Origin of the sequence: Candidatus Pelagibacter communis (genome assembly GCF_001179925.1) — a bacterium.
In the GTDB taxonomy this organism is placed as follows: domain Bacteria; phylum Pseudomonadota; class Alphaproteobacteria; order Pelagibacterales; family Pelagibacteraceae; genus Pelagibacter; species Pelagibacter ubique_E.
This window is the reverse complement of record NZ_CVSF01000064.1, coordinates 94773-110237: the sequence shown is the minus strand read 5'-3', so window position 1 is coordinate 110237 and position 15465 is coordinate 94773. Positions and strand designations below refer to the sequence as shown.

Below are 15465 nucleotides of genomic sequence, written 5' to 3'. Positions count from 1 at the left end.
ATCTTCTTTTAAAGAACCAACAGCAGATACTGAAACTATATCTGTTACCCCTAACTGTTTGAGTGCATCAATATTTGCCCTAAAATTTATTTTTGATGGTGAAATACAATGACCTCTTCCGTGTCTAGGCAGAAAATAAACTTCTTTATTTTTATAGTTGGTTTTTAATATTTTATCTGAGGGTTTTCCCCATGGTGTATTTAAGTCTAATAATTCTCGATTTTTGAATTCCTCAACATCATAAAGTCCACTTCCACCTATGATTGCTAATTTATTTATTGTCATGTTCAAAATTTAATTTATTTATTGTTTTATAAATAAGTATTATGAATTTAAAAGATTTTATTAGATCAATTCAAGATTATCCAAAAAAAGGTATATTATTTAGAGATATCACAACACTAATAAAGGATGAAAATGCATTTTCTGAAACAATTGACCAAATTGTAAAAAAATCAAAAAAATTTAAATTTAATAAAATTGCTGCAATAGAATCAAGGGGCTTTGTATTTGCTTCAGCTGTTTCATACTTATTAAAAAAACCTTTTGTGATGCTAAGAAAAAAAAATAAATTACCTGCAGAAGTCCACTCTGTTGATTTTGAGTTGGAGTATGGAACTGCTACCATAGAAGTTCATAAAGATTCAATTGAAAAAAATGATAATATCTTAATAATTGATGATTTAATTGCTACTGGTGGTACTGCTGAAGCTGCAGCAAAATTAGTTGAAATTTCTGGTGGTAAAGTAGCCTGTTTTATATTTGTAATTAATCTTTTTGACTTAAATGGATCAGACAATTTAGTAAAAAAAGGTTATAACGTTGAAAATTTAATTGAATTTCCGGGTCATTAAAATTTAGATGAAAAAAATTATTGTTACAGGAGGACTGGGCTTTATAGGTAGTAACTTAATTGACCTGTTAATTAGAAAAAATTATTACGTTATTAATATTGATAAAGTAACTTACTCATCTAATTTTTATAACGTCCAAGAACACAAAAAATCAAAATATTATAAATTTTTAAAATGTGACATCAAAGATAAAAAAATTAAAGAAATTTTATTTAAATATAAGCCAGTAGCAATTTTTAATCTTGCGGCTGAAACTCATGTTGATAGATCCATAGATAACCCTGAAAATTTTATTCAAAGTAATATTGTTGGAGTTTATAATTTACTAGAATGTTTTAAAGAATATGTAAAAAGTCATAAATCAAAACTAATTCATATTTCTACAGATGAAGTTTATGGAGACATTTTATCTGGCAGATCTTCTGAAAATTATCCTTATCAACCTAGTTCTCCATACGCTGCAAGTAAAGCTTCTTCAGACCATTTGGTTAGTTCTTACGTAAGAACCTATAAAATTCCAGCTATGATTACAAATTGCTCAAATAACTATGGTCCCAAACAACACCCAGAAAAATTAATACCTAAACTAATTTACAACATATTAAATAATAAACCTCTTCCAATTTATGGGAAAGGCACCAACTCTAGAGAATGGATATATGTCAAAGATCATTGTGAGGCTTTACTAAAGGTTTTTATCAAAGGTAAAATAGGAGAATTTTATAACATTGGGTCTAATAAAAATTTAAATAACATTCAAGTTTCAAAAGAACTAATTAATGTTTCAAAATCAGTTTGTAAAATTGGAAAAAAAGTTAAAATTTTATTTGTAAAAGACCGTCCAGGTCACGATGTTAGGTATGCTTTAAACAGTAATAAAATTAAGAAAAAAATTGGATGGAAACCCAGAACAAATTTTAGACAAGGTATTAAATTAACATTTGATTGGTATTTTAAAAACAGAAATTATTATAAATCACTATCTAAAAAAGATATTGTTAAACGATTGGGTAAACTATGATCAAAAAGGGAATTATATTAGCTGGTGGCAAAGGAACACGAATGAGTCCAATTACTAAAGCTGTCAACAAACAACTTCTTCCAATTTATGATAAACCATTAATTTTTTATCCCTTATCAATTTTAATGTTAGCGAATATTAAAGATATACTAATCATTGTAAATAAAGGGCAACTTAATCAATATAAGAAAATTATACCTAACGGAAATAACTTAGGTATCAAAATTAATTATTTAGAACAAGATAAACCGAGAGGTTTACCTGATGCATTTGTGATTGGTGAAACATTTATAGGAAAAGAGAATGTTGCAATGATACTTGGAGATAATTTTTTTTATGGCCAAAATCTTACAAAAAAACTTCTAGAAAATACAAGACTTAAAAAAGGTGCAAGAGTTGTTTTGCACAAAGTTCCAAAACCAGAACTATTTGGAGTAGCTAAAATTAATAAACAAAATAAAATTATTTCTATAAAAGAAAAACCTAAAAGATATATATCTGACCTAGCAATTACTGGTTTATACTTTTTTGATAATCAAGTAATAAAATTTGCAAAAAACTTAAAACCCTCAAAAAGAGGTGAAGTTGAAATTGTAGATCTTTTAAATCGTTATAAATCAAAAAAACAATTAACTGCTGATTTAATTGGAAGAGGTGGTGCATGGCTTGACACCGGTTCAATTGAAGATTTTTACAAAACTTCTGCTTTCGTTTCAGCAATAGAGAATAGACAAGGTTTTAAGATCGCTTGTTTAGAAGAAATAGCTTTTAACTCAAAATGGATAAATAAAAAACACATTAAAAAAGCGATTAATTTCTATGGTAATTGTGATTATTCAAAATACTTAAAAAAACTAATCAACAAATCATAAATTGATAAAATCTGAATGAATAAAAATAAAATTCTTGTAACTGGTGGCAGTGGAAGGTTTGCGAAGGTTTTAAAGGATAAAAATTATAAATTGAATCTTTATTTTGCGTCGAAAAAAGAATGTAATATTTTAAGTGAAAACTCAATTATTAAAATTATAAAAAAAATAAAACCTTCTATAATTTTACATACTGCAGGTTTGTCTAGGCCAATGAATATTCATGAGACTAATATTAGCAAAAGTATTGACCTAAATATTATTGGCACAGCTAATTTAGTAAAAGTTTGTAAGAAATATAAAATTAAAATTGTATATTTTTCTACAAGCTATGTTTATGAGGGATTGCGCGGAAATTATAAAGAAACCGATCCTGTTAAACCATTTAACAATTATGGTCTTTCAAAGTTAGGTGGAGAATGTGCTGTCTCAATGTACAATAATTCTCTAATATTAAGAATAAATATGACAGAAAAACCATTCATGTTTAAAAAGGCTTATAATAATTTAATTGCAAATTACATGTATCACGAAGATTTAGTGAAAATTTTACCAAAAATAATTAATAAGAGAGGGATATTAAATATAGGTGGAAAACCACAGTCTGTTTATAAATTTGCAAAATCAAAAAAACTTGACGTAAAAAAAATTAAAGCTAAAAATTTATCAAAACTCCCCTTAAGACAAGATATGAATATAAATAAACTAAAGAAATTAATTTAAATCTAACAAATCTTTATATATAACATTAACTATGTTCGAGTTTATTGATTATAATCGATACTTATATAAATGCCTTTTTTTAATTTTTGCAGGTTTTACACTTAGGTATGTGCTTATAATTTGTGGACAAAGATGGGCTAATACGTATCATCATCTTGGTTCCTACCTGTTATTACCAATAATTTCTTTGGTAATTAGCACTATCATAAAAGATGACATAGCATTATCTTTGGGAATGATAGGAGCTCTTTCGATAGTAAGATTTAGAAATCCTGTAAAAAGTCCTTTTGAATTAGTGATGTTTTTTGCTCTAGTAACTCTTGGAGTAACTGCAGGTGTTAGTATTGGTTTATGTCAAAATTTATTTTTCATGATAGTCTTTGTTTTACTTGGTATTAAGATATTGGATGCTTTTTTAAAAAAATACCTTAACTTAAGCTTATTTCAATATTCTTTTGGCGATGGAAATATATCCTATTCATTAGAAATAGAAGCTTCAAAAGATTTAAAGATCTTAAGTGAGCATAAAGGGCTAATAAGTTCTTTTAATGATAAAAAAAATAACGCATATAATTATCGATTAGTTTTTAAAAATAGAAATGAATTAATTCAATTCAAAAATGAATTATCAAATATTGAAAATATAAATAATATCAGATCTGACCTTCAATCTTAAATATGTTTTCAAAAATTTTAGGATTAATTTTACTTGTAACGATAGTTTTCTTTTCCAGCTTTAAAGAGAATTTAAACTATGAAGTTTTTAAAAATAAAAAAAAAACAAACCAATGTAGTAAATTGAATTATGAAGAATTAGATTACATTGAAAATCAAAATTTTTCTGATTTAAGCTTTGAAGTTTACTTTAAAAATAAAAGAAAATGGAAGACAAACAGATTAGAAGCACATATACAAAGTGAGAAGAATAAACTTGCATCATCAGAAGGCATTAAATTTTATAATATCTCTGAAAGACAAAAAGGTTTTATTAAAATAAAAACAAATAAAATTGAATGTACACTAGAGGCTAGTATTAGACCACACGGAAATTTTGAAGATCATAGAATTGGAAATATGCCAAGCTTGAACATCAACCTCAAAGAAGGAAATATAAAAGGAATTACTCGTTTTCTTTTGTTAAAACCAGAGACTAGAAATGGAAATAATGAAATATTTACCACAATTTTATTAAAAAATGTTGGTTTCTTAACACCTACAACTTTTAAAACCGATCTATTTTATAATGACCAAAAATTTAATGTTATTTTTCAAGAAAAAAGAGCAAAAGAAATGCTTGAACGAAATAATTTACGCGAAAGTTTTATGTTGGAAGTTGATGAAAGATTTTATCGACTTGATCCTGTAGAGGCAAAACACTTTTCGCTTTATGGAGTTTCAAATTCCAAGCTTGTCTTAAAAAATGAAAAAAATAGAATTATAGCTGAATATGCAACTTCATTATTAAACGATCTCAATAGAGTTCATGTAAAATTAGAGAGAGACATAAAAGATTTCTCAACATTATCGCAAATTTTGAACAAAGATTATTTCGAAAGAGTGGAAGTTTATGATGCACTTATGTATTCGCTTTATGCAAGTCATGGCATAGAGTATGATGATAGAATATTTTATTTTGACCCTTTTTCCAGAAAGTTTCTACCAATTTATTATGATGGTATGGGAAATATATTAGATAAAAAAAAAAATAAACTATCAAAAAGAAATATAACCGAAAAAGATAAATTTTTACCCTCAGGAAAAAAAGGTGCTAGTCAAGCATTTAAGGCTATATCTGAAATAAACTTAGAATTTTTACAATTGGAATTAAGAAAAATGGGAGTTTTTATAGATAAAGAGGAATTATATTTAGTAATTGAAAAAATAAAATCTAATTTGTCATATTTGAACTCTTTAGATGAAGATCAATTATATAAGATTTCTGCTGTTGAGGAGAAAGAAGTGATTAATAGTAAAGTTAATTCTTACAATAAGTCATTAAAAAGAAATTTTGTCTATTATTCTGACGATTTCCAAAAATTTATAACTTGTGAATTTAATAAGGTAAATTGTAGAGACTTCAATACAAATACTAAGGATATCAGTGAATTATTAAGACAAAATTTATCCTATAATCAAACTCATTTTGTTTACCTGGGGCAAAATTTATTGGGTTCTTCCTCAAAAAATTTCTACTATCAAAATGTTGATAAGATTAGAAAAAATAACTTCGATACCAAAATTATAAATGATGAAATTAAAATTTTTTATAATAAAAAAACAAATATTGAATTTTTTGAAAATAAAAAAGAAATTCATATAAAAAACTCCGGTCAGGAAAAAATTGTTTTTTTTGACTCTAGCTTAAAAAATTGGAAAATTTTTTTTTCAAGGGATCAAATAAAGGATGAAAAAAACGAAATATCAAATTTTACTAGGTCTGATGAATATGGTTTAACTGGTTGTTTAACCTTTTTAAATTCAAAAATTCATAATCTAAAATTAAATATAGAAAATATGGAATGTGAAGATTCAGTTAATTTTATTAATACAATTGGAAGTGTGGAAGAACTTAAAATAAAAAACTCAAAATATGATGGGGTTGATGCGGATTTTTCAGAAATTAGTTTTAAAGATGTTGAAATTAAAAACAGTGGTAACGATTGTTTAGATTTTTCATATGGAAATTATAAGATACAAAATGCACTCCTTGTTCAGTGTAGTGATAAGGCTATTTCAACTGGTGAAAAAAGTATGTTAAAAGTTGAAAAAATTAATATCTCTAATTCAAATATTGGAATTGCCTCAAAAGATAGTTCAAAAGTTTTTATAGATAATGCTGAGATGAAAGATATTACTAATTGTTTATCTTCTTATAAGAAAAAACAAGAATTTTGGGGTGGATATATTTTTTCAAATAATATCAAATGTTCAAATTTTTTTGAATTTTTAAAAAAAGATAAATATTCAAAAATAATTATTAACAAATCAATTTAGAAATGAGTTTCAGATTAGAGGATAAATATATTGTTAATAATGAAGATAAAATTAAAATTTTATCTTTCATAGAAAAGTCTGATTTTGAACAAGAATTCAAAAATAGAGATATTACAAGTATTTATTTTGATGATAAAAATTTAAGAATGTTTCACGATTCTGAAGAGGGTTCAACACCAAGAAAAAAAATAAGAGTAAGATTTTACGAGGATAAAAATAAAAATTTAAATTTAGAAAAAAAAATAAATAGTCAAGAGGGTAAATTCAAAATTACAAAGAAAATTAACTTTAATGATTTAAATAATTATAAAAAAAACGGATATTATGACTCAACTTATGGAATTTGTTACCCTGTACTTAAAGTAAATTACAATAGATATTATTTTAAAAAAAAAGATTATAGAATTACATTTGATATTAATATTAATTTTAAAGACACGAATAATGAAAATTTTAGATATTTAGAAAATTTTTCTGTTTTAGAAGTGAAAATATTAAATAAGTTTAATATTCCATTGGAGTTAGAGCAATTACCATTAAATAAAATTAGATACTCAAAATATTCAGAGGGTATTAAAAAAATCTATGATAGAATTGATAAAAATAGAATATATTTTTAATTAGCGTTAAAATGGTAGCGGGAAGTGGGATCGAACCACTGACCTCGGGCTTATGAGTCCCGCGCTCTAACCAACTGAGCTACCCCGCCAAATTAGCCTATCGGTTTATACTACTTTTAAATAATGATGCAAATATGAAGAAGTATTTTAAAATATTAAAACACCAAATAAAACAACACCTAATGATGTTGCGGCAGTAAATATAAGTTTTTTTCTACTCTCTTTTTTTTGATCTAGTTTAACTCTATTTAGTAAAACATTAATATTTGTAGATTTAGCACTTTCTAAATTTTCATCGATAGATGTATATCTCTCTGTATATTTTTGAATAATTTTGTCTTTTAAAGATGAAAACGAATTTTTCATAGAGTTATATAATCATCAAAACTTAATATTTACAAATTATTTATATGGAGAGATAAATTCCAACCACTCCAAGAATTGCTAAAAAGAAAACAAAAATAAAAATATTTTTTCTATTTTCTTTATCTTGGATTTCTTGAGCTCTAGCTTTAAGAACATTGATATCAACTTTTTTAGCTCTGTTATTCTCGGATTTTAAAGGCTTTTCTTCAGTTACTTTAAAACTTGGGGTCTCATTAAAAGTAATATCTGCATCAAAGCCTTTTTCATTCATGAGGACATTTAAACATATAAATTTATTGTACTCAAATTAGGCAAGTTCAAACTGGGTCACTAATTGATTGACAACTGTCCAAAATGGGTTTCTACTCAGATTTTTGAAATTATGAATTTACAAGAAATAGACTTTACAAAAACACTCACCGACGATCAGGTCTATGAGAGTATCATGTCTAATTATTCTGATCTTAGTAAAGAATGGATATTTCACCAATGGAATTGGATGAATAGTGTCTATTCCTCATTTAATGATCATTATAAGTACTTAATAATAATTTCTTTAGTTGAAAAAACTCTTCAATTTTTCGATCAAATGAACATTCAATATAATTATGATGAATATTATTCAAAATCATATCTGCAAATTGAAAGATTTAGTATTACTGAACTCTGTGAAAAATTAGATTTACCAAAAGAAACTGTTAGAAGAAAAGTTTTAGAGCTTGAAAAAGAAGGGGTAATAACACGTACTAAAAAAAAAATTGTAATTGACAGAAAAGCATTTTCTTTTGTTAAGCCTGAAAATCAAATTAAATTCTCGTCAAAATACATTTATTTAGTATCTAAACTTTTAAATAAAGACCATAATTTTTCAAAAAAATTAGATCAAAAGTTTATTGAAACTGTAATAAGAAAAAAATTTACATTATGTTGGAGATGGTTTTATAGAATGCAAATCCCGTTGGTGATTGGATATCATAAATTTTTTAAAGATTTAACTACTTTTCATATTTGGGGAACTATTTGCATGAATCAGGTTTTGAATGTTACGAAACAATTAGATACTCCTGTTGACCAACCTGCGTTAGATTATTTTAGGACTAATAATATTCTTATAGATAACATGGGCTCAGATGCTGGTATAAGCGCTATGTCGATTTCTGATATGACTCAAATTCCTCGAGCAACAATTATTAGAAAATGTAAATATTTAGTTAATGAAGATTTAATTAAAATGAATAGTAAAAAACAATACATGTTATCAACCATGAATTTTAGAAAGATTTTACCTTATCAAACAGAAATTTTTAAATTTAAAGCCAAATTTATTCGTAAAGTTTTAAATCTTCTTGTAATTTCTTAAATCTCTAATAAATTGTCCTAGAGTATTACACAGAGGGGTCATGGGTATAGTAACAACAATAGCGCCATTTGCGCTAGCTCTTATAATGTTAGGGCTTGGTGCTTCATTAACAGTAAAAGATTTCACAAGAGTTTTTCAGCATCCAAAAGAATTTTTTGTTGGTTTAATTTGTCAATTAGTTGTTCTTCCAATTATAGGTTATGTGTTAATAATTATTTTAAAAACTCCTGTAGAGTTGGCATTAGGGGTAATGTTGATTGCAGCTGCACCTGGTGGGGTAACTTCAAATGTACTTACTAAATTTGTTGATGGTGATGTTGCGCTATCTATATCTCTTACTGCATTTACTAGTTTAATAAGTATTATATCAGTTCCTTATATTGTTTTTTTATCAATTGATTTATTTGATATTACTTATGTTGAAAAAGAAGTTTCAATGCTTGGAATATCGTTAAAAATGTTTTTTGTTGTGACGATCCCTGTAATAATTGGAATGATTATTAGAAAATTTTTTAATAATTTTATTGAAAATAACATGAAATATATCGAAAAAATATCTATTGGATTATTTTGCCTAGTTTTTATTGCCATCTATATTGAGGAATGGGATAGCATTATAATGTTCATGACTACAGCTGGATCTGTATCTTTGATTCTAAATATTTCTATGATGATAATAGGATACTACGTAGCTAAATTTTTTGCATCAGGCATTGCTCAACAAAGATGTATTTCTTTAGAGTGCGGATTACAAAATGGAACTTTAGCAGTTTTTGTTGGAACACAATTGTTTGGCCAAAACATGACTTACATGGTACCAACTGCAGCTTATGCTTTAATCATGATGGCAACTTCAGTTATATTTGTACTTTTTTTAAGAAAAAGAACTTAATTACAAATTTTTATAATTTGTTCGTTTTAAGGAATTTTCTTCAATATTGATAGGATATTTCTTTTTTTCCACCTCAATAAATAAATTCTTTTTTTTTAGTTCCTGATTAGAAAAGTCATTATTAATATATCCAAAAGTCAAATTTTTCTTAAAATTAAATGAATAATTACCTGAGGTTGATCTACCTATAATTTTATCGTCTAAATAAATAGGTTCATCATGGAGTAATAATGGTTCACCTGGTTTACTTTCTTTTAAAGTAAACATTGCAAATCTACGTTTAATCTTATCTTTTTTAATTTTTTCTAAAGCTTGTTTTCCTATAAAATCTATATTTTTTTTATTACTTATAGTGAAAGATAAACCAGCTTCATATTGATTTTCCTCAGGTGAAATATCGTGACCCCAATGTAAAAAACCACTTTCCATTCTCATAATATCCATTGCATGCATACCACAATTTGAAAGATTAAAATCTTTGCCTTTTTCAATCAATAATTCATATATTTTTTTTGCATTGCTAATTTTTACGTATAACTCATATCCTAATTCACCGACATAAGATAACCTTTGAGCCCAAATTCTTATCTCATCTACGGTAATATATTTTGCAGTACCAAATTGAAAATTATTATTATCAAAATTATCTTTTGAAATTGTTTTAATTAAATCTCTGCTCTTTGGTCCAAATAGCCCAAATACACAATAATAATCAGTTACATCCTTTAATTCTATTCCTTTAGAAAGATGTTTGTTTATATGAAATTTATCTCTTTCCCTTGTAGCCGCTGAACTTATTATTCTGAAATAATTTTGATCTAAACAAACAATCGTTAAATCAGTCTCAATTCCACCATCACTATTTAACATATGAGTATATGTACATTTGCCAATCTCATTTTTAATATTTGCAGTACAAATTCTCTGTAATTCTTGATGAGCTTTATCAGATTTAATCTCAAACTTAGAAAAAGGCGTTAAATCAAATAAACCAACATTTTTTATAGTATTATTAGTTTCATATTCTGCAGAAGGATACCAAGACTGATAATTGTAACTATATTCATATTCAGCTTTTTCTCCATCTAAGGCAAACCACATAGGTCTTTCATATCCTCCTGAAACACCAAAACATGCTCCAAAGCTTTTTAAATTATCATGATACGGGAGTGTTTTAATATTTCGGGAAGTCTTGTGTTGTTTAAAAGGCCAATGCATTCCATATAAATCACCTAAAGACTCTGTAATTCTTTTTTTGATAAAACCTAATTCTGAGTGAAATTTTTGAAATCTTTTTATGTCATAATTAAAAATATCCTCATTAATGTGACCGGTCATCATCCATTCAGCTGTAACTTTGCCAACACCTCCTCCACTCCCAATACCAATACTGTTTAATCCACAACATACAAAAAAGTTTTTAACCTCTGGAACTTCACCTAATAATGTATTTGTATCTGGAGTAAAAGATTCTGGTCCTGAGAAAAATTTTCTTATTCCAGCAGTTTCTAAAACTGGAAATCTTTTTATTGCAGATGTTAAATAAGGTTCAAAATGTTCAAAATTTTCTTGAAATTCACCAAAAGAAAAATCCTCTGGAACTTTATTTGTTTTATCCCAAGCAGGAATTGAATTTCCTTCAAAAATACCCACTAATATTTTACCAGCATCTTCTTTAATATAAGTTCTATTATCAAAGTCCCTTATAACTGGTAAAGTTTTTGAGAGATTTTCTATCGGCTCAGTAATAATGTAAAAATGTTCAGCGGGATAAAGAGGAATACTTACACCAGTTTTTTCTCCAATTTGTCTTGACCACATCCCAGATGCTAGAACGATATACTCACAATGAATTATTTGACCATTAACTTTAACACCTGAAATTTTGCCATTCTTAATAAAAATTTCTTCAACAGGTGATTTTTCAAAAATTTTTGCCCCTTCCATTCTTGCAGCTTTCGCTAACATATGAGTTACACCTGATGGGTCAGCTGCTCCATCACCTGGCATTAAAATTCCACCTATAACATTATCGGTGTTTACAATTGGATAATCTTTTTTTATTTGATCTTTATTTAAAATTCTTACATCTACATCATAAAGCTGCGCAGTTGTTGCTTGTCTTTGTAACTCTTGCCATCTTCCTTTAGTTTCTGCAATTGAAAGTGCACCGTTTAATCTCAATCCTGCAGAATGATCAACTTTTTTTTCAAGTTCTTTGTATAAGTCTAAAGTATATTTTCTTATTTTAGTAATTGATGCGGATGGTCCTAATTGGCTTACAAGTCCTGCTGCATGCCATGTTGTACCTGAGGTAAGCTGATCTCTTTCTAAAAGAATTGTATCTTTCCAACCAAATTTAGCTAAATGATATGCTACAGAACATCCAACCACACCACCGCCTATAACAATTGTTTTTACAGATTTTGGTAAAGTTTTAATCATCCAAGATTTTTTATTTCATGAGCTATCATTTTTTCAAGAGATTTTTTTAAGTTAACTTTTATCTTCCATTTAGGAAAATCTTTTTTAAATTTAGAATTATTAGAAATCCACCAAATATGATCTCCAACTCTATTTTTATTTAAGATTTTATATCTACTTTTTTTACCACTTATTTTTTCAATCATTTTTATCGCTTCAAGAATTGAACAACTGTTTTCTCTACCACCCCCTAAATTGTAAACCTTACCTCCTCTCAAAGGTTTTTTAATAAAATGATCAAAAGCGTTAACAACATCAATACTGTGAATATTGTCACGAACTTGCTTTCCTTTATAACCAAATACTGAATATTTTTTTCCCGAAATAATTGATTTAACCAAAAAAGATAAAAAACCATGAAGTTCAGCACCAGAATGATTTTCTCCAGTCAAGCAGCCACCTCTAAAAGTTACAGTTTTTAGATTAAAATATCTTCCATACTCTTGCACAAGTAAATCTGCTCCAGTCTTAGATGCTCCAAAAATTGAATGAGTAGTTTGATCTAATGACATACTTTCATCTATGCCTTTTTTATAAAATTGATGTTTTTTATCTATTTCAAATCTTAATTTTTTTTCTTTCAATGGGAGATAGTTAGGCCTATCTCCATAAACTTTATTAGTAGAAGTAAAAATAAAAGAAGCTTCGGGACAAAAAATTCTTAATGCTTCTAAAAGATTTAATGTTCCATTGGCATTCACTTCAAAATCAGTAAATGGCTCTTTAGCAGCCCAATCGTGAGAAGGTTGAGCGGCGGTGTGAATAACTGTTTCTATTCTTTTTCCATATTTACTAAAAATTTTGAAAATCCTTCTTTTATTTCTTATATCTATAGAGAAATGATTGTATTTCTTATTTTTTTTAAGAATTAGTTCTTTCCATTTATTACTACCCTTTTTTCCAAAAAAATAACTTCTTAAATCATTATCAATACCTATAACTGTTTTTTTTTTATTTAAATAAAACAAGCTGGCATCAAATCCAATTAATCCAGTAGATCCAGTGATTAAAATCATTTTAAAGTTGTTTGATAATTTTAAACCAATATATATTCTAAATATAAATTAATAAACAAATTACTCTATGAAAATACTAGTCACAGGTTCCTCTGGATTTATAGGATTTCACTTTTCTAAGCTTCTTTTAGAAAAAGGCCATCAAGTCCATGGGATAGACTCAATGAATAGCTATTATGATGTAAAATTAAAGAAAGCAAGATTGAATATTCTGACTAAATATAAAAAATTTTCATTTACCAAAATAAATCTTCAAAATGACAGAAAAATTAAAAACATATTTAAAAAATTTAGACCAAAAATTGTAGTTCATTTAGCAGCGCAAGCTGGAGTAAGATATAGTATTCACGAACCAAGAGTATATTTAAGTTCCAATATTGATGGAACATTTAATGTAATTGAAGCTGCACACAAAATTAAAGTAAAACATTTAATTATGGCTTCTAGTTCATCTGTGTATGGTGGAAACAAAAAACTTCCTTTTAAAGAGATTGATAAAACTGAAAGTCAATTAAGTATTTATGCTGCAACAAAAAAAGCAAATGAAAGTATGGCTCACTCGTACTCAAATATATGGAAAATTCCAATTACGATGTTAAGATTTTTCACAGTATATGGACCTTGGGGGAGACCAGACATGGCTTTATTTAAATTTACAAAAGGAATAATAAATGGAAAGTCTATAGATGTTTACAACAAAGGAAAGATGTTCAGAGATTTTACGTACATTGATGATGTTGTTAAAGGGATCTATTTATTACTAAACAAAATTCCAAATAAAAAACAATTTGGTAAATATAAATATGACAGCTTGTCAAATGTAGCTCCTTTTCGAATCTTAAATATTGGGAACAAGAAAAAAATTCTTTTATTAGATTTTTTAAAAGAAATCGAAATAAGATTAAGTAAAAAAGCAAATAAAAATTTTAAACCTTTACAAAAAGGTGACGTTAAAAGAACATTGTCAAATATTGATCTTTTAAAATCAATTACAGGGTATAATCCAAAAACTAATTATAAAGAGGGAATAAATAAATTTGTTAAATGGTATAAAAATTATTATAAAAAAAATTAATTTAGAATTTCTTTCAAAACCAAACTATGATGAAAAATAGTAAAATTTTTTATTCTTTTTTTTAGTATTATTTTCTTTGAAATCTTATTTTTTTCTGAGTCTTTCAAAAAAGACTCGATTGTATTTATAAGACTTTGACGATTATTAGATCTAAATAAATATCCTCCATCATTACTTATTATTTCACTAGGACCATTAGGACAATTACTAGAAATCACTTGACAATTGTTATAGCCTGCTTCTACTAAAACAAAACCAGGGTCTTCCCATAAAGAAGTTAAAACTAAACACTTCGACTTTTTCATAAAATAATGAACATTATCGGTATTTTGAATAACAAATATTTTATTTAAAATATTTAACTTTTTTGCAGTTTCAAAAAAGATTTTTTTATCTTCTCCCTGACCAATAAATAAAAAATATAAATTTTTATTAATTTTTAAAATCTCTGGAATGCATTTAAGGTAAAAAATAAAATTTTTTTGTTTAGTAAATCTTCCAATGGACAAAAAAAAATCATTATTTGATAAAATCTTTTCAACATCTTCACTAATATTTACATGTTTTTTTTTTGCTTTTTGAATATCTCTACTTTTAATTATTGGATCTTTCAAAATGATTAATTTGTCTTTCAAATAAGAAAATCTAGATAAATCTTTATAGGTATCTTGAGTTGGACATGTTATCTTATGAATTTTGTTGCTACTCAACTTCCAAATTATCTTACGAATAAATGTCATCTTTGGAAGACCTGAAACTCTGAGTATTAATTTTGTTTCGTAATCTTGAAAAATAAATAATATTAATGGCAAAGAAGTTATTAGATGAATTACTAGATATTTAGGTTTATATACCTTCAGTTGATTGTGAAGAGGCAAAAGAGATTTAAAAAAAATATACAAATATGCAAGCCTGCTTCTAATAAAACCATCTTTTTTGAAAGAGTGAAAAATGGAGTTTTTATTTAGATGTATAATTTCTATATTTTTTCTATTTAACTCTTCTTTATAATCCTTCCATTCATCAACTGCATCAATTATCATAGCTTTATACTTTTCTTTAAGATATCTGTTAACTGCATCAACTGAATTAATTACTGATTTAACTGTGGCAACTTTCGAAGTAAATGGCGACCAATATAATATTTTGTTCATTAAAAAAATCTTAATTGATAATATTATAGTTTCATAT

Annotated in this window: 15 protein-coding genes, 1 tRNA gene and 1 pseudogene; 10 read left to right on the top strand and 7 right to left on the bottom strand. The window is 26.4% G+C overall.

What is annotated here, in order from left to right:
• A pseudogene (locus AMN70_RS04140) lies at positions 1–285 on the bottom strand (5'-methylthioadenosine phosphorylase); the annotation flags it as partial.
• A gap of 41 nt (positions 286–326) precedes the next feature.
• Here AMN70_RS04140 and AMN70_RS04135 point away from each other — a divergent pair.
• From AMN70_RS04135 to AMN70_RS04105, 7 genes are all read left to right on the top strand, one after another.
• A complete protein-coding gene (locus AMN70_RS04135; protein WP_075502036.1) occupies positions 327–854 on the top strand; it encodes an adenine phosphoribosyltransferase in 528 nt (175 codons plus the stop codon).
• Positions 855–861: 7 nt separating this feature from the next.
• Positions 862–1875, top strand: coding sequence for a dTDP-glucose 4,6-dehydratase (rfbB, locus tag AMN70_RS04130; RefSeq protein WP_075502034.1), 1014 nt, complete (start codon positions 862–864; stop codon positions 1873–1875).
• Positions 1872–2747, top strand: a complete 876-nt coding sequence (locus tag AMN70_RS04125; RefSeq protein ID WP_075502032.1) for a sugar nucleotidyltransferase — start codon at positions 1872–1874, stop codon at positions 2745–2747. Before rfbB ends, AMN70_RS04125 begins: the two co-directional genes overlap by 4 nt.
• Before the next feature lie 15 nt (positions 2748–2762).
• A complete protein-coding gene (locus tag AMN70_RS04120; RefSeq protein WP_075502030.1) occupies positions 2763–3467 on the top strand; it encodes a sugar nucleotide-binding protein in 705 nt (234 codons plus the stop codon).
• Between the two features lie 109 nt (positions 3468–3576).
• Entirely contained in the window at positions 3577–4143 is a 567-nt protein-coding gene (locus tag AMN70_RS04115) for a DUF4956 domain-containing protein (protein WP_179850389.1), read from the top strand.
• Between the two features lie 2 nt (positions 4144–4145).
• Complete coding sequence (locus tag AMN70_RS04110) at positions 4146–6461, top strand: hypothetical protein (protein WP_075502026.1); 2316 nt, start codon at positions 4146–4148, stop codon at positions 6459–6461.
• Positions 6462–6463: 2 nt separating this feature from the next.
• Entirely contained in the window at positions 6464–7081 is a 618-nt protein-coding gene (locus tag AMN70_RS04105) for a VTC domain-containing protein (RefSeq protein WP_075502025.1), read from the top strand.
• A 12-nt stretch (positions 7082–7093) separates the two neighbouring features.
• Here the strand turns inward: AMN70_RS04105 and AMN70_RS04100 are convergent.
• The 3 genes from AMN70_RS04100 to AMN70_RS04090 form a co-directional block, all read right to left on the bottom strand.
• A tRNA-Met gene (locus tag AMN70_RS04100) sits at positions 7094–7170 on the bottom strand.
• A 58-nt stretch (positions 7171–7228) separates the two neighbouring features.
• On the bottom strand, positions 7229–7447 hold the full coding sequence (locus tag AMN70_RS04095) for a hypothetical protein (protein WP_075502024.1): 219 nt from the start codon (positions 7445–7447) through the stop codon (positions 7229–7231).
• Between the two features lie 40 nt (positions 7448–7487).
• Complete coding sequence (locus AMN70_RS04090; protein ID WP_075502022.1) at positions 7488–7718, bottom strand: hypothetical protein; 231 nt, start codon at positions 7716–7718, stop codon at positions 7488–7490.
• A 111-nt stretch (positions 7719–7829) separates the two neighbouring features.
• On the opposite strand from AMN70_RS04090, the gene AMN70_RS04085 reads away from it, so the two are divergent.
• Positions 7830–8807 (top strand): DeoR family transcriptional regulator, encoded by a 978-nt coding sequence (locus AMN70_RS04085; RefSeq protein ID WP_143323418.1) that lies wholly within the window; start codon positions 7830–7832, stop codon positions 8805–8807.
• A gap of 40 nt (positions 8808–8847) precedes the next feature.
• On the top strand, positions 8848–9699 hold the full coding sequence (locus AMN70_RS04080) for a bile acid:sodium symporter family protein (RefSeq protein WP_075502018.1): 852 nt from the start codon (positions 8848–8850) through the stop codon (positions 9697–9699).
• Here the strand turns inward: AMN70_RS04080 and AMN70_RS04075 are convergent, their stop codons facing one another.
• Both AMN70_RS04075 and AMN70_RS04070 read right to left on the bottom strand, forming a co-directional pair.
• Positions 9700–12144 carry a GcvT family protein gene (locus AMN70_RS04075; RefSeq protein ID WP_075502016.1) on the bottom strand — a complete coding sequence of 815 codons (2445 nt, stop codon included), beginning with the start codon at positions 12142–12144 and terminating at the stop codon, positions 9700–9702.
• Positions 12141–13199 carry an NAD-dependent epimerase/dehydratase family protein gene (locus AMN70_RS04070; protein WP_075502014.1) on the bottom strand — a complete coding sequence of 353 codons (1059 nt, stop codon included), beginning with the start codon at positions 13197–13199 and terminating at the stop codon, positions 12141–12143. The genes AMN70_RS04075 and AMN70_RS04070 overlap by 4 nt, the downstream gene beginning before the upstream one ends.
• A 67-nt stretch (positions 13200–13266) precedes the next feature.
• On the opposite strand from AMN70_RS04070, the gene AMN70_RS04065 reads away from it, so the two are divergent.
• The gene (locus tag AMN70_RS04065) at positions 13267–14274 is read left to right on the top strand and encodes an NAD-dependent epimerase/dehydratase family protein (protein ID WP_075502012.1); all 1008 of its coding nucleotides are present in this window, start codon (positions 13267–13269) and stop codon (positions 14272–14274) included.
• Here the strand turns inward: AMN70_RS04065 and AMN70_RS04060 are convergent.
• Entirely contained in the window at positions 14271–15428 is a 1158-nt protein-coding gene (locus AMN70_RS04060) for a glycosyltransferase (RefSeq protein WP_075502010.1), read from the bottom strand. The genes AMN70_RS04065 and AMN70_RS04060 overlap by 4 nt on opposite strands.
• Positions 15429–15465: the final 37 nt, after the last annotated feature.

Bases quoted from the DNA above. Each gene is read 5' to 3' on its own strand.
- AMN70_RS04135 (WP_075502036.1), top strand. From the start codon at position 327: ATGAATTTAAAAGATTTTATTAGATCAATTCAAGATTATCCAAAAAAA.
- rfbB (WP_075502034.1), top strand. From the start codon at position 862: ATGAAAAAAATTATTGTTACAGGAGGACTGGGCTTTATAGGTAGTAAC.
- AMN70_RS04125 (WP_075502032.1), top strand. From the start codon at position 1,872: ATGATCAAAAAGGGAATTATATTAGCTGGTGGCAAAGGAACACGAATG.
- AMN70_RS04120 (WP_075502030.1), top strand. From the start codon at position 2,763: ATGAATAAAAATAAAATTCTTGTAACTGGTGGCAGTGGAAGGTTTGCG.
- AMN70_RS04110 (WP_075502026.1), top strand. From the start codon at position 4,146: ATGTTTTCAAAAATTTTAGGATTAATTTTACTTGTAACGATAGTTTTC.
- AMN70_RS04105 (WP_075502025.1), top strand. From the start codon at position 6,464: ATGAGTTTCAGATTAGAGGATAAATATATTGTTAATAATGAAGATAAA.
- AMN70_RS04095 (WP_075502024.1), bottom strand. From the start codon at position 7,447: ATGAAAAATTCGTTTTCATCTTTAAAAGACAAAATTATTCAAAAATAT.
- AMN70_RS04090 (WP_075502022.1), bottom strand. From the start codon at position 7,718: ATGAATGAAAAAGGCTTTGATGCAGATATTACTTTTAATGAGACCCCA.
- AMN70_RS04085 (WP_143323418.1), top strand. From the start codon at position 7,830: ATGAATTTACAAGAAATAGACTTTACAAAAACACTCACCGACGATCAG.
- AMN70_RS04080 (WP_075502018.1), top strand. From the start codon at position 8,848: ATGGGTATAGTAACAACAATAGCGCCATTTGCGCTAGCTCTTATAATG.
- AMN70_RS04075 (WP_075502016.1), bottom strand. From the start codon at position 12,144: ATGATTAAAACTTTACCAAAATCTGTAAAAACAATTGTTATAGGCGGT.
- AMN70_RS04070 (WP_075502014.1), bottom strand. From the start codon at position 13,199: ATGATTTTAATCACTGGATCTACTGGATTAATTGGATTTGATGCCAGC.
- AMN70_RS04065 (WP_075502012.1), top strand. From the start codon at position 13,267: ATGAAAATACTAGTCACAGGTTCCTCTGGATTTATAGGATTTCACTTT.
- AMN70_RS04060 (WP_075502010.1), bottom strand. From the start codon at position 15,428: ATGAACAAAATATTATATTGGTCGCCATTTACTTCGAAAGTTGCCACA.